Source organism: uncultured Nonlabens sp. (assembly GCF_947495285.1).
Lineage (GTDB): Bacteria > Bacteroidota > Bacteroidia > Flavobacteriales > Flavobacteriaceae > Nonlabens.
In genome coordinates this window covers 13,959-28,018 of record NZ_CANLXZ010000019.1, presented here as the reverse complement: position 1 = coordinate 28,018, position 14,060 = coordinate 13,959, and the positions used below count along the sequence as shown (strand labels likewise).

The 14,060-nt window shown below is 34.2% G+C and carries 11 protein-coding genes; 1 reads left to right on the top strand and 10 read right to left on the bottom strand.

Annotated features, from left to right (window positions below):
• Positions 1-110 precede the first annotated feature (110 nt).
• From Q0838_RS09300 to Q0838_RS09255, 10 genes are all read right to left on the bottom strand, one after another.
• Positions 111-479 (bottom strand): hypothetical protein, encoded by a 369-nt coding sequence (locus tag Q0838_RS09300; protein WP_298953939.1) that lies wholly within the window; start codon positions 477-479, stop codon positions 111-113.
• A gap of 207 nt (positions 480-686) precedes the next feature.
• Complete coding sequence (locus tag Q0838_RS09295; RefSeq protein WP_298953936.1) at positions 687-2,549, bottom strand: M1 family metallopeptidase; 1,863 nt, start codon at positions 2,547-2,549, stop codon at positions 687-689.
• Positions 2,550-2,579: 30 nt separating this feature from the next.
• A complete protein-coding gene (locus Q0838_RS09290) occupies positions 2,580-3,776 on the bottom strand; it encodes an ankyrin repeat domain-containing protein (protein ID WP_298953934.1) in 1,197 nt (398 codons plus the stop codon).
• Between the two features lie 35 nt (positions 3,777-3,811).
• Positions 3,812-4,825: a methylmalonyl Co-A mutase-associated GTPase MeaB gene (gene meaB, locus Q0838_RS09285; RefSeq protein WP_298953931.1), complete on the bottom strand. Its 1,014-nt coding sequence runs from the start codon at positions 4,823-4,825 to the stop codon at positions 3,812-3,814.
• 331 nt (positions 4,826-5,156) lie between these two features.
• Entirely contained in the window at positions 5,157-8,525 is a 3,369-nt protein-coding gene (gene secA / locus Q0838_RS09280; RefSeq protein WP_298953929.1) for a preprotein translocase subunit SecA, read from the bottom strand.
• A gap of 117 nt (positions 8,526-8,642) precedes the next feature.
• Positions 8,643-8,864, bottom strand: a complete 222-nt coding sequence (locus Q0838_RS09275; RefSeq protein ID WP_015360681.1) for a DUF2795 domain-containing protein — start codon at positions 8,862-8,864, stop codon at positions 8,643-8,645.
• A 220-nt stretch (positions 8,865-9,084) separates the two neighbouring features.
• Positions 9,085-9,657 carry a cob(I)yrinic acid a,c-diamide adenosyltransferase gene (locus tag Q0838_RS09270; RefSeq protein WP_298953914.1) on the bottom strand — a complete coding sequence of 191 codons (573 nt, stop codon included), beginning with the start codon at positions 9,655-9,657 and terminating at the stop codon, positions 9,085-9,087.
• A 501-nt stretch (positions 9,658-10,158) separates the two neighbouring features.
• Entirely contained in the window at positions 10,159-10,632 is a 474-nt protein-coding gene (locus Q0838_RS09265; protein ID WP_298953912.1) for a hypothetical protein, read from the bottom strand.
• A 136-nt stretch (positions 10,633-10,768) separates the two neighbouring features.
• Positions 10,769-11,263, bottom strand: a complete 495-nt coding sequence (locus Q0838_RS09260; protein WP_298953910.1) for a CIA30 family protein — start codon at positions 11,261-11,263, stop codon at positions 10,769-10,771.
• Between the two features lie 244 nt (positions 11,264-11,507).
• The gene (locus Q0838_RS09255; protein WP_298953908.1) at positions 11,508-13,076 is read right to left on the bottom strand and encodes an ABC transporter substrate-binding protein; all 1,569 of its coding nucleotides are present in this window, start codon (positions 13,074-13,076) and stop codon (positions 11,508-11,510) included.
• A 556-nt stretch (positions 13,077-13,632) separates the two neighbouring features.
• On the opposite strand from Q0838_RS09255, the gene Q0838_RS09250 reads away from it, so the two are divergent.
• Positions 13,633-14,043 carry a DUF2141 domain-containing protein gene (locus tag Q0838_RS09250; protein WP_298953906.1) on the top strand — a complete coding sequence of 137 codons (411 nt, stop codon included), beginning with the start codon at positions 13,633-13,635 and terminating at the stop codon, positions 14,041-14,043.
• Positions 14,044-14,060 lie beyond the last annotated feature (17 nt).

Below are 14,060 nucleotides of genomic sequence, written 5' to 3'. Positions count from 1 at the left end.
AAGTGATCAATGCTCGTGTTAATTATTCTAGAAAGATAGTTTTCAAATGTTTATTATCCTATAACCAACTATATAATATCTAGTTAAAGTATGGAATGGTGGTATTTAGTTTAATATGTGTCTCCTATGTTTAGTGATCCGTAATTTTTATTTTCTATATTGATTAACAGTTGCCAGAGGCATCGACCAGCATGCGTAATTCTTACTATACCATGAGCATAGCTTATATATGCTCTTCCTGATTCTTTTTCTTTCTCGTAAGATTCACGATTGTAACAAAATGAATTCACTAAAACTACTTTTTCATTTTTGTTATTGATATAAGGTATGTATTGGAAAAAATACTGTTCAAATAAATTAATTTTATGCGGTTTATCTATAAAATCTAGTTTCCCGTCCTTAGAAGGCTGTATAAGAATTTCTCTTAGTAATGTAATTTCATTCTTACCTGGAGTCCAGCGGTTTTGAGCAAGTTTCATTGTTAACCTATTATCATTATTAGGATTTAATAATACCGCTTCATTAAATTTTAAATCTAAAGAATCTAAATGCTTTGATGAATTAACTTGAGCTTTTATAGAATTAACATAAAAACATAAGATTAAAGTCTAAATTATTTTCTGATAATTGTTCATCTTTATAACTTTAAGAGGTTAGTAGATGTTGAAATTATACTGATAATTAGTCTATAATCCCAAAATCCCATCCACCGTATTTGCCGTCACACTGTGATAGTTGCCTCTAGCGGTTTTGTAAATTTCTAGGGCTTCGTCTATTCTGTCCGCTTTCGCGAAAGCGTTAAAAAGAGTAGTAACATACCAACGTCTTCCTACTGTATTCAAGAATTCTGAAATTTTAGAATCAACATTATTACCATCATAACCGTTTAAAATAGACTGTTCAAACCATACCATACTGATATATGAATTGCTAGAGTTAGTAAAATCAAAGGTGTCGTCCAGTTGTTTCATTTGTTCTAATGTTATTCCTGGAGGAAAATTGCGTACAAAATGCACCCATTCTTGTGGTGTCCAGTTTTGTGTTACTGCAGTGTCTATTTTATTTGTTTTTAAAAACAGCTCTAGTGTATTTTCTGCATTAGAAAACGCATCAGACTCTATGACAGCTGCGTTATCTGGAATGCCTGGTTGATAAATCCACTCTTCTGTATTGAACGTGATGTTGTTTTTATCTAGTAAGTTCTCGTTGAGGTAAACGATAAAATCTTCTGTATTAGTGGTGGAGAATGCATTTTTCTTAAAGTAAGATTTTAAGAAAGCATCTATGTGGTCACGTCCTACTTTTTCTTCTAACGTTCTTAGAAATAAATACCCTTTATCATAAGCGATGCTGTTCATTCCATCATCTGGATTGCGGCCTTTTAGATCTAGTTTTAACTTTGTGTCATTAGGTAAATCGCTCAAGGCTTCTAACTCATCTTCAAGATCCTGACGACCTATTAATGCAAGCATATTTGCGCGGTCCTTACCGTAAAGCGCTTCCATGATTCTAATCTCAAAATAAACGGTAAAACCTTCATTGAGCCAGAAATCGTTCCATGTTGCATTAGTTACGAGATTTCCAGACCAAGAATGAGCCAACTCATGCGCTACAAGGGAAGTCAAACTTTTATCTCCTGCAATAACTGTAGGCGTAGCAAAGGTCAACCGCGGATTTTCCATACCGCCAAAAGGAAAACTAGGTGGCAACACGATCACATCAAATTGATCCCAATCATAAGCGCCGTATAAATTCTCTGCTGCAACGACCATTTTTTCCATGTCTGAGAACTCTTCGTGTACTTTGTCCAGCATGGATTTCTCAGCATAAACACCAGTTCTGTCACTTATCGATTTGTATTTAATATCACCAACGGCAAGAGCGATGAGGTATGCAGGAATAGGTTGTTCCATTTTGAAATTATAGATACCATTTTCATTTTTGGCCTTAGGATTCTCGGCACTCATCACTGCCATAAGCTGTTCAGGAACTTTTACAGTTGCATCATAAGTAATACGTATTTGCGGACTATCCTGAATAGGAATCCAAGTGCGAGTTAAAATCGCTTGACCTTGAGTGAATAGAAATGGATTTGTTTTGTCTGCTGTTTGTTGAGCAGTAAGCCATTGTAAAGCTTCTGTTTTTGCCGTGGTAGAGTAGGTGATGGCTATTTGCTTAGTGTCTTTTTTAATGGCAATAGTTAATGGCTGCCCTAAAGTAGCATCCATTTCACCCAATTTAAAAGTAGTCGCTACACCATTTGCGGTTACGCTTTCAATTTCTAAGAATTTACTGTCTAGAATGATTTGCTCACTACCGTTATTTACAATATTATAAGTTGCTGTACCACTTATAACTTGTGTTTCAAAATCTACATTGATATCTAAATCTAGATGTGTCGTCACAGCATCATTAGGTTGTGCGTAGGAATGGGATTCTTCTAGGTAGGTTTTAGTAGGTCTGTGAATAATTGTTTCATTATCATTCATGTTGTTACAGCTTGCTAACAGGACGATGATTATTATGTTTAACAGTATATTGTTTTTCATTTTAATTGTTAAGATAACATTGTTAATTATTTAAGTAATTGCTTTTTTTCTAAGTAATTTAGCAATTTTTCCGTGTCCGTTTTGCATTGCTAAATCTAAGGCAGTATATCCATCTAAAAGCGTTTTTCTTTCCAGGTTAATTTTTTCAGAATTCAATAAGTGAATTACAGATTCCTCATTTCCATTAAAGGCAGCTATTTGTAAAGGTGTTTCCGCTCCTAAAGAACAGTCATTTGGGTCCGCACCTTTTTCCAAGAGTAATTCCACAATACTATGATGATTGTATCGAGAGGCAAAGCATAAAGCCGTTCTTCCCTTAGAGTTTTTTAAATTTAAATTTGCTCCATGTTCAATTATCTTCTTTACAGAATTAATTTTATTTTCTGCGCTTGCAAACATTAGAGATGTGAAACCAAAACTAAATACTTCATTTGGATCTTTTCCAGATAGATAATATTTGTCTATAGAACTAACATCATCTATCGTTATATAGGAGTTGATTTCTCTAGATTTAGAATTACTTTTTTTCACTTTAATTAATCCCATATTCTGATAATCTCTATCATGGTTATCAAAGGCTTTTTTCATTTTTTCAATTATTTCTTTTTCATCTTGCCAATTTGATATTTTAAAAAATATTTTAATTTGTTTTTTTGAAAATAAAATAAGGAAGAAAGAAAATGGTAATACAGCTATAAATATTATGTTTTTAATAATAAAATTCCAATCTAAAAAATTGTAAGAAATGTAAGTCCAAATCCCAATTGCAACTATAATTCCAATTACATCAAAAATAAACATTGGTAAGGAAGCAGATGGTATTCTCGGTAGATTAAGTTGCTCAGACTTTATTTTACTTCTAATAAAAAAACTTTCTTTAATGATTGATTGGGTGAGAGATGCAATTAAAAAAACTACGAAAATAGTGCTGCATAATTCAAATATATAAGGCATTAAACTTTCCCAAAATTTAGAAATACTTACTGTTAAAAATATCAATATTAGAAACCATAATTCAAATAGGAACTTATGATTCTTTCTCTCTACTATTAAATGAATTAAACTAAACAAAAACATAACGACATATAAAAGATATATTATACCATCGCTTGTTGAGTTTAAAGGAATCTTAAGTACTGGGATCTCTTTAATCCCACTAATTCGCTTTGATAAGAAGCTAATTATCGAGAATAGGAAAAATATATTTTTGGAGGCTTTGTAATCCATATTTATTATTAATTGGGTGAAACTTTAGTGTAAAATCACAACCCCAACAATTCCCCAGCAGCGTCAAAAGGGCTCTTCACTTTACTCAAAACCTCTTTTTCTAAAACAGCCAGTTTTGCGATGACTTCTGGTCGGTTGTAGAAGTTGGTTTTAATGGCGTCTTCTATGGTCTGATGGAACCAGTAGAGTTCTTGTGCGTTGCGTTTTTTAGTGAAAGATTTGTTCTCGGTTGCGTGTGCTTTGTAGTTGTTGATTTCTTCTATGACTTCTGTGATTCCTACATTATTCAACCCGCTACAGGTCAGTACCTGTGTAGGCCAGTTGTGGTCTTTTTGTGGCATGAGATGTACCGCATTTTTGAATTCGCGACGGGCGTGTTTTGCGGCGAGTTGGTTATCGCCATCTGCTTTATTGATGATTATAGCATCTGCCATTTCCATGATGCCGCGTTTAATTCCTTGTAAATCGTCGCCGGCGCCTGCGAGTTTGAGAAGTAGAAAGAAATCTGTCATGGAGTGGACTGCGGTCTCGCTTTGTCCCACACCTACGGTTTCTACTATGATAAAGTCATATCCTGCTGCCTCGCAAAGTATAATGGCTTCACGTGTTTTACGTGCTACGCCGCCTAGGGTTGTTCCTGCAGGGCTGGGTCTGATAAAGGCTTGGTCGCTTTTAACCAGTTCTTCCATTCTGGTTTTGTCTCCTAAAATGCTGCCTCGTGAGATGTTACTGGATGGATCTATGGCCAGCACGGCTACTTTCTTGCCGTGTTCTATGAGCTGTCTTCCCAGCGATTCTATAAAGGTAGATTTTCCCACGCCTGGCACACCGGTTATTCCTAGTCTAAAAGAGTTTCCTGAATAGGGTAGAGCTTGTTTAATTATTGCTTTCGCGAAAGCGGAATCACTACCAGCTGTGCTCTCCACTAATGTTATCGCACGACTCAGTGCGCTTACCTGTCCTAAATGTAGGTCGTTAAAAAGGCGATTCACATTTACCGCTTCTTTTTTACGTTTTAAATTAGGATTGATATGTGAATTTTGAGACAAGTCGGTGGTGTTTAAAGGCTGATTGATACACAAATTTAAGTGAAGTTATAAAATTAAATGACGCACTTTAAAATTTCTATACAATACTTATGGTTACTTAAATAGTATGGAGTAAATACTAGCATAAAATCCATTGTTTCAATATAAATAGGAGATAGGCTAGCATTTCAACTATTTTTTTAGCATACGTTAATAGACGAGACTAATTTATAAAGTGCAGTTTATGAACAAATAAATTTACTTACTTCAATCTTCTATACATAAAAAATGCCTCACTTTTCAGAGAGGCATTTTTTGTTCTCGCTTTCGCGAAAGCGGAAATATATTTCAACTATGCTTTCTTATCCATAACCCACTGTCCAGAATTAATTAAAGGCAGCGCTGCTTTATACTTTGCTTCTTTAGTTTCTCCTGTCATGATATTTTTGATAATCACTTTATCATTACGACCTATTTTAGGTTGGTCGCGTTTAAAAGTTTCTGTTACTTGAGGACGTTGTTGCTGTTGACTAGCGCCAGCGCCTACGGCTCTAGCTTTGGCAGCTTGCTCGTCACTATTAAGAACTTCTTCTTTTTTTGTGTTTGTTTTCTCGGCTTGTTTCTGTCTAGCCTCGCTTATAGCAGCAGCATCTCTAGATGGTAAATCGCCTTTAAACATGAAACCTATTACGTCCTTGTTCACCTTATCGATCATTACTTTGAATAATTCAAAAGCTTCAAATTTATAGATAAGTAATGGGTCCTTTTGCTCATGCACGGCTAGTTGTACACTCTGCTTTAACTCGTCCATTTTACGTAGGTGTGTTTTCCACGCTTCGTCTATGATGGCAAGAGTAATATTTTTCTCAAAATCAGTTACTAAAGAATGTCCTTGAGAATCATAGGCTTCCTGCAGGTTAGTGGCAACATTAAGAGTTTTTATACCGTCTGTAAAAGGAACTGCGATGCGCTCATAGTTGCGCTCGTCATTCTCCATAACGTTCTTGATTACAGGGTACACCTCTGCAGCAGTGCGTTCCATTTTTTGCTTATAGTGTTCGTAAGCAGCATGGTATATAATATCGGTTATGGTCTTATCATCTTTGGCAGCAAATTCTTTTTCTGTAATAGGGCTGCTCATTGAGAAATAGCGGATTAATTCAAACTCAAAGTTTTTAAAGTCTTGTGCTTGTTTATTACCGTTAGTAATGTTCTCTGAAATGTCATAGATCATATTTGCGATATCTACCGCAAGACGATCACCGAATAATGCGTTGTGACGTCGCTTATAAATTACTTCACGTTGCGCGTTCATTACATCATCGTATTCTAATAATCTTTTACGAACACCGAAGGCGTTTTCTTCTACCTTAGATTGTGCACGTTCAATAGATTTAGAAATCATAGAATGTTGAATTACTTCACCTTCTTTCATTCCTAGTCTATCCATGGTTTTTGCCATACGTTCAGAACCAAATAGTCTCATTAAGTTATCTTCTAGAGATACATAGAATTGAGAACTTCCTGGATCACCCTGACGGCCAGCACGACCACGTAGCTGCCTATCTACACGACGTGAGTCATGACGCTCTGTACCTATAATGGCAAGACCACCAGCTGCTTTTACCTCGTCAGATAATTTAATATCTGTACCACGACCGGCCATGTTTGTTGCAATAGTTATCTGGCCTGGGTTACCAGCCTCTGCAACGATGTCTGCCTCGCGTTTGTGCTGCTTTGCGTTCAACACGTTATGATCTATTCCTGCTCTTTGTAATGTTCTACTAAGTAGCTCTGAAATATCTACAGAAGTAGTACCTATAAGTACTGGACGTCCAGCTGCTTTCAGTTTAGTTACCTCTTCTATAACGGCACCGTATTTCTCACGTTTTGTTTTATAAACAAGATCTTGTCTATCATCACGTGCGATAGGTCTGTTAGTAGGTATTTCTACTACGTCTAGTTTATAGATTTCCCAGAATTCACCAGCCTCTGTTACCGCAGTACCAGTCATACCAGATAACTTTCTATACATACGGAAGTAATTCTGTAAGGTAATAGTAGCAAAGGTTTGAGTAGCATCTTGAATTTTTACATTTTCTTTTGCTTCAATAGCCTGGTGTAGTCCATCGCTGTAACGACGTCCTTCCATGGCACGACCGGTTTGCTCATCTACAATTTTTATATCCTGACCTTGTACAATATACTCGGTATCTTTTTCAAAAAGGGTATAAGCTTTAAGCAACTGGTTAAGGGTGTGAATACGCTCTGATTTTACAGAGAATTCACGGAAAAGTTCTTCTTTTTTCTCAGCTTCTTCCTCTGCAGATAAGCCTGCATTCTCGATACGGTTAATTTCCATACCTACTTCTGGCATAATGAAGAAGTCTGGCTGTTCTTCACCAGATAAGAATTCTATACCTTTATCTGTAAGTTCTACTTGATTGTTCTTTTCATCTATAACAAAGTAAAGTGCCTCATCTACTTTAGGCATTTCACGATTGTTATCTTGCATATAGAAATTCTCTGTTTTTTGAAGTAAAGTTTTGATACCTTCTTCACTTAAGAATTTAATTAATGCTTTATTTTTAGGTAATCCACGGAAAACACGTAGTAATTGTTTACCGCCTTCTTTTGCATCACCATCTGCTATAAGTTTTTTAGCTTGTGCAAGAGTTTGTACCAGTTCTTTTCTTTGTACGTTAACAATATTATCTACAGGAGCTTTTAATACATCATATTCTTGACGGTCACCTTGTGGTACTGGTCCAGAAATAATTAAAGGAGTACGAGCATCGTCTATAAGAACAGAATCGGTCTCATCAATAATTGCGTAGTTGTGCTTGCGTTGTACTAGATCTTTAGTGGCATGTGCCATGTTATCTCGCAGGTAATCAAAACCGAACTCGTTGTTAGTACCATAAGTAATATCTGCAAGATATGCCTGACGTCTTTCTTCAGAATTAGGTTTGTGATAATCGATACAGTCTATAGTAAGTCCGTGGAATTCAAATAGAGGACCTATCCATGCACCATCACGTTTTGCTAGGTAATCATTTACAGTAACCACGTGTACACCATTACCGGTAAGTGCGTTAAGATAAACAGGTAAGGTGGCAACAAGTGTTTTACCTTCTCCAGTTTGCATTTCGGCAATTTTACCACTGTGTAGAGTTGCACCTCCTATTAATTGAACATCATAATGTATCATGTCCCAAGTGATTGCTTTACCAGCAGCATTCCAAGAATTTTGCCATATGGCATGATCGTTATCTAGACTGACATAGTCTACTGTGCCAGATAATTCACGATCTCTTGCGGTAGCGGCAACTCTTAATTCAGAATTATGGAAGAAACGTTTTGCGGTTTCTTTAACTACAGCAAATGCTTCTGGCATGATCTCGTTAAGGACGGTTTCAGTTTGCTCGTAGGCTACATCTTGTAATTGATCTATTTCATTATAGATTTCTTCACGTTTATCGATGTCTTCTTCTTTCTCTGCAGTTTCTTTAAGCGATGCTATTTTAGATAGCGTGTCAGCTGTTGCAGTGGCTATTTTTTCTTTAAATTCTATTGTTTTGTGTCTTAATTCATCAATAGTAAGTTGCTCTAGAAGAGGCTCAAATTTGAGAATTTTGTTTACAATAGGTTGTAATTCTTTTATATCTTTCTTAGACTTATCGCCTACGAATACTTTTAAAACGGAATCTAATAGTCCCATGGTTTTTATTTATTTGATTTATAACAGTTTAAAAAATTCAAACTGCTCGTGCTAATATCTGAAATTAAAGCAAAAAAAAAGCCTCTTTTGGAGACTTTTTATCCGATATTTTGATCGTTAGTATTCGTCCTCATTCCAGAGGTAATCGTCGTCTGTAGGATAATCTGGCCAGATTTCTTGAATAGACTCATATAAGTCACCCTCATCTTCAATGGCTTGTAAATTTTCCACTACCTCTAAAGGTGCACCAGTACGAATCGCATAATCAATCAATTCATCTTTCTCTGCAGGCCAAGGTGCATCACTTAAATAAGATGCTAATTCTAGTGTCCAATACATATTTTTACTCGTTAAGTTTTTTGCAAAAATAAACTTCTAGTCGATTTATGCAAGTTATTTTTACTTTGATTTCATGTTTTACAAGAGCGTCTAAGCTTTTGAAAATCAAAATGTTTGCTGAAAATGCTCATCAGTTGCCCCACTTAGTCATTATTTTATACCGATGTTACTGTTGTCGCTACATGCGATGCCTAGTTACATTTTACGTATAAAATAAAAATTAATACTTATTTGGGATCCATTTTATCTCTTCGGCTTGCAATTCTTTAGACAATTTACGTGCCAATACAAAAAGATAGTCAGATAGTCGGTTAAGATACCTTAAAACTTGTGGATCTACAGGGGTGACATCATTAAGCTCAGAGACTAAGCGTTCTGCTCTACGACAAATGGTTCTTGTAATGTGACAATATGACACAGATGGATGGCCGCCAGGAAGTATGAAATGAGTCATAGGTGGCAATTCTTTGTCCATATGGTCCATTTCGGTTTCTAACATTTTTATTTCTTCATCACTTATTTTTGAGATGTTAAGTCGGTCTTTACCATTTTTAAGCGTCTCCTTTTCTGGAGGAGTAGCCAGAATTGCACCTAATGTAAATAAATGGTGTTGAATAAGATTGATAATTTTACTGGTATGAGCATCTATTTCTTGATCCCGCAGTAAACCCATCCATGAATTAAGTTCATCTACGGTACCGTAACTATCTATTCTTATATTATGCTTAGGTACTCGTGTACCACCGAATAGTGCGGTCGTACCTTTGTCACCTGTTTTAGTATATATTTTCATTACGTTTTGTAAAATATCTATTATTGATCTTGTTTCTCTTCAGAGATTTTAAAGTGTGTTGCCACTCTCTTAGTGCTTTAAAAACAAAATTCTTATTTATTAATGAATTAAAACTGTATTCTAGCTTATCCTAAAAAACCAAAGATAGGGAAGTGGTATTTTAAAATAAAGATAAGCGGTAAACAAAAAGGGAATTTTATAGTTCCTTTTGTAATTTACAGGGTGATCATCTAACTTTTAGTATTTCAAAATGATTTTGCCTAGAAATAATCATGTGTCAGGTTATCATCTAATTATAGAGTTGAAATTGTAGAGACGCACTGATCGTTAATTTTATAGGGTAAATTGCTATTTATGTACTAGCAGTATTTTCTTTTAAAGATTATAATATATATTAACGCGGTTGTGTTACAATAAATACTTAATGGCAGTACATTAGAGTTGCTTAAGGTCTTAAATGGTAAGTTGTATAGATGTAGGAGACTGTCTCAAAATGGATACTTATAAATTATTTATTTCTCTGGTTATATTATCTCTAGCTATAGACTCATAAAGATTATAAAACTCTTCGGTTTTAAAGATGCGATCTTGTTCTAAGAAATGCTGCATTGCCTTTTTACGTGCAGGATTATAGATAAATTTAGGGTAAATTTTGTATTCCTTTCTTACATTTTCAGTATATAATTGATAAACGTCTTTTTTATGGCCTAATATGGCAAGATCTATATCTATAAGTAGATTAGTGTCAGAATCTATTAAGCTAGTTGAATGATTCTTAGTTGCATTAATTTGATTTTTACATAGCTCTATATGTTTAAAATCAGTTTTTGCAAGGTGCTTTTCAAGAATCAACGCACTTTGATATTCATTATTTTTTTGAGTAGATTTATAAATAACATCATGATAAAAAATACTTAAGATTAATGCATCACGGTTTACTGGAAGAATACTCGATTGAGTTAATTCCTTGAACATGAATATTAAGTGATCTATATTGTGGTAAAATCTAGAGCTGTATTGATTTATAATATAACTATAGCAGTTATTGATGTAATCTATATCATTAGTATAGTTAAGTAATGTGCTATAAAAAAGATCTCTCAACTTGATTTTACTTAAATTCTATCTTATCTATGAGAAGTTTAAAAGTCTCTTCTTCACCATTACCTATAAAAATTGTTAATTCATCTATCATGGTGTGATGAAAATTTTCCATATTTAACTGACGGCCTCTATAAGAAGGTATCATCTCATCTACTTCTAACTCTACAGTTTCCCATTCTCCAGTAGTAGGGAATGTGATAATGTAAGAATGGTAGTCGGATTCAGTTTCTTTAAAACGTAACTGGTAATTTTTACCATCGCCTTTAACTTTTAGTACGGCAATTGAAATATCTCCTAATTTAGTATCAGGACAATCGTACTTTGCTGATGCAAAACCACCATCATTTTTAAGATTAACCTTACCGCTGAAAATAGCGTGACCTTCTTCATTAAGTTCAAAAGAACTTGTTGAAGTGCCTCCCATTACTGTATCGTTTAAGACACTCCAGTTTTCTAAATCACTTTTAGAACCAAAATCAAATAACACATTGTTGACCATCATAGGTCTAAAGATAAGGTATACATTGCTTTAGAGTTTCTTATTTTAAGCTCTTTTTTAATTATTGTAAGAAGTTTACGTCTTACTATCGTTAAAAGGAAAGATTTTAACGATGCAATAGTGAGTTATTAAAAAAGCATATGATTAATAAACAAATCTATAAAGGTATGTGTTCTGTTTTTTATTATTTGAGTTTTGTAAGATCAGTTTATAGGTATGTTTTTTTCTGGTAGCTTGCGATATTTAATTATTTTTTTCTAACCCTAGTAAGTTGGAGCATATTTACAGCATTGCTCTCTAAGTTCTCTACATTTTTTGATATAAAACGCACACTTTGATCATAGTATAGCGGCACAATAGGCGCATTCTTAATAATAATCCTATCCATTTTAATATATAAAGTCTTTCTAGTTGAAACGCTGGCTGTAGATAATGCTTCTTTATATAAGGAGTCAAAAGTATTATTTTTAAAATGAGTGTAATTAGGACCTTTAGGCGCAAAATTACCAGAATAAAAGAGGGATAAGTAATTTTGAGCATCAGGATAATCTGCAATCCAGCTGCTTCTGAAAATGTCTAATTGTCCAGCTTTTCTAGCCTCCCGTAATGTCGATGGTGTCATTACATGTATAGTGGTGTTTATTCCTATTTTTTGTAATTCTTTCTGGATAAATTCACATAGGTCCAGATAATTAGCACCTGTACTTATGGTTATAGAAGGAAATTTATTACCAGACTCTACTATGTATTCTTGTACTAGATTTCTAGCTTGTGTAGGATTATAAGAGTATCCTTTTACTAAGCCGCCACCAGGTAATCCTTTAGGTATGAAACCATTTACGGCTGGTGTACCTATATTGTTACGCAGGTATTTAATCATTTTTTTTCTATCAAATCCCATGTTAATTGCTCGGCGCAGTTCCTGACTTTGTAATTCAGTTGTTTTAGAATCTATCTTTAATCCTAAATATTCAGTATTTAAAAAAGGAGCTTTTTTTAAATCTACAGTAGCTTTATATTTTTCTTTTAAATCACCACTAGTAGTTAGTAATTCATCTTTATAACTAGGATCTATAGCATTTAAAAAATCTAAATTCCCTTGAGCAAATTCTAGAAACTCACTTTGCTTATCTGTTTTAAAAGTAATCGCAACAGCTTCTAGATAGGGTAGTGCATTACCATAATTATCTTTTTCATGATAGCGGTCATTTCTACGCAATACCATCTTTACATTTTCTTGCCACTTTTTAAGATAAAAAGGTCCTGTTCCTATGGGACGCTCTCTTAAATTAGAGCTTCCGTATGGTACGACACTACAATATTTCATGGTGAGTAAGCCTAGAAAGGCAGGAAAAGGTTGTTTTAATTTTATTTCTAAAATTAGCGTGTCTAAAACATTGATCTCTTTTACATGTTTCATAACAAATGCACCATTAGAAGCTATTGCAGGATCTGTTAATCGTTCTAGAGAATATTTAAAATCTGTTGCTGTTACGGTTCTCGCTTTCGCGAAAGCGTCATTAAAATAAATACCTTTCTTAATGTAGAATTTATAAGAAGTACCGGTATTATCGATTTCCCAACGGCTGGCAAGATCGGGAATGACTTCTAGCTGATTATCGAGTTTTACTAGGCCGTTATAAAGCAGGTTGCAAACCCAGATATTGCGCTGGTCCTTTGCAAAAGCAGGGTCCAGACTAGTCACATTTGCATGCTCATTATATCTAAATACAGTAGATGTATCTATTTTCTGTTCTTGATTATGACAGGAAATCAAAGTAAAAAGCGAAACTAAAACGAGCACATATCTATTCATAGGGTAAAGATATTAGTTGGCTTATTTAAAAAATAAAAATAGCCTATTTATTTATCAATATTCTTCTATCCATATAACGAACTTATTAATTGCTTTCATAACATTGATTTTTCATTTTTTTTTAGTTAAAACATCGTAGATAGGTACAGATTTACCAGATCCCATTATGGTATTCTCATGAAGTGATTTTTTCTATCTAGTTACCGCTATTTTAAACAGTTTTTTTTTGTAAACTACCGAATATGCAGAATATGGACACAGAGAATTAAATGTGCTAGTTCTATGGGTTTTTGATACTAATTAAGTTCTAACGCATAAGAACTATAAGTATCTAGATGTAAATAAGAAATTACTACGTGTTGTTCGGGACTGTTTTTTAAGATCTACTTTTACCTCTATGCTATTTTGTCATTAATTTAAACCTAAACTGTTGATAATAATATTAGTATGATTTTTACAATTGAGTAAGTAAATAATACAGTTGGGTTAATGCAATTATTCTTAACTAGAAAAGTACTGCATATTTGTCCTGTCTAACAAATTAAAATACGTACATATGAAAACTCTTTTTACTACTATTATCGTTTTATTATTCTCTATGGCTCTAAGTGCACAAAAGACCTTTACCTTAAAAGTTACTGTCGATAATGCAAAGAACGATCGAGGTACTATAATTTACAGTCTGAGTACAGAAAACCAATTCATGAAAGCTGCTCCATTACAATCTGCAACCGCAGAAATTAAAGGCGGTGTTGCTGTTGCGATATTTGAAAACATACCAGCAGGAGAATATGCCATTATGGTTTTACATGATAAAAATGGTAATAATCAAATGGATTTTACAGATCAAGGAATGCCTCATGAGGCTTATGGTATGAGTAATAACCCTATGAGTTATGGCCCGCCTTCTTGGAATGATGCAAAAATTACTATAGAAAATGATAAAGAAATTGCCATACGACTATAATATTCTTTTACCTGACC

Bases quoted from the DNA above. Each gene is read 5' to 3' on its own strand.
- Q0838_RS09250 (WP_298953906.1), top strand. From the start codon at position 13,633: ATGAAAACTCTTTTTACTACTATTATCGTTTTATTATTCTCTATGGCT.
- Q0838_RS09275 (WP_015360681.1), bottom strand. From the start codon at position 8,864: ATGTATTGGACACTAGAATTAGCATCTTATTTAAGTGATGCACCTTGG.
- Q0838_RS09270 (WP_298953914.1), bottom strand. From the start codon at position 9,657: ATGAAAATATATACTAAAACAGGTGACAAAGGTACGACCGCACTATTC.
- Q0838_RS09255 (WP_298953908.1), bottom strand. From the start codon at position 13,076: ATGAATAGATATGTGCTCGTTTTAGTTTCGCTTTTTACTTTGATTTCC.
- secA (WP_298953929.1), bottom strand. From the start codon at position 8,525: ATGGGACTATTAGATTCCGTTTTAAAAGTATTCGTAGGCGATAAGTCT.
- Q0838_RS09290 (WP_298953934.1), bottom strand. From the start codon at position 3,776: ATGGATTACAAAGCCTCCAAAAATATATTTTTCCTATTCTCGATAATT.
- Q0838_RS09295 (WP_298953936.1), bottom strand. From the start codon at position 2,549: ATGAAAAACAATATACTGTTAAACATAATAATCATCGTCCTGTTAGCA.
- Q0838_RS09300 (WP_298953939.1), bottom strand. From the start codon at position 479: ATGAAACTTGCTCAAAACCGCTGGACTCCAGGTAAGAATGAAATTACA.
- Q0838_RS09265 (WP_298953912.1), bottom strand. From the start codon at position 10,632: ATGTTCAAGGAATTAACTCAATCGAGTATTCTTCCAGTAAACCGTGAT.
- Q0838_RS09260 (WP_298953910.1), bottom strand. From the start codon at position 11,263: ATGATGGTCAACAATGTGTTATTTGATTTTGGTTCTAAAAGTGATTTA.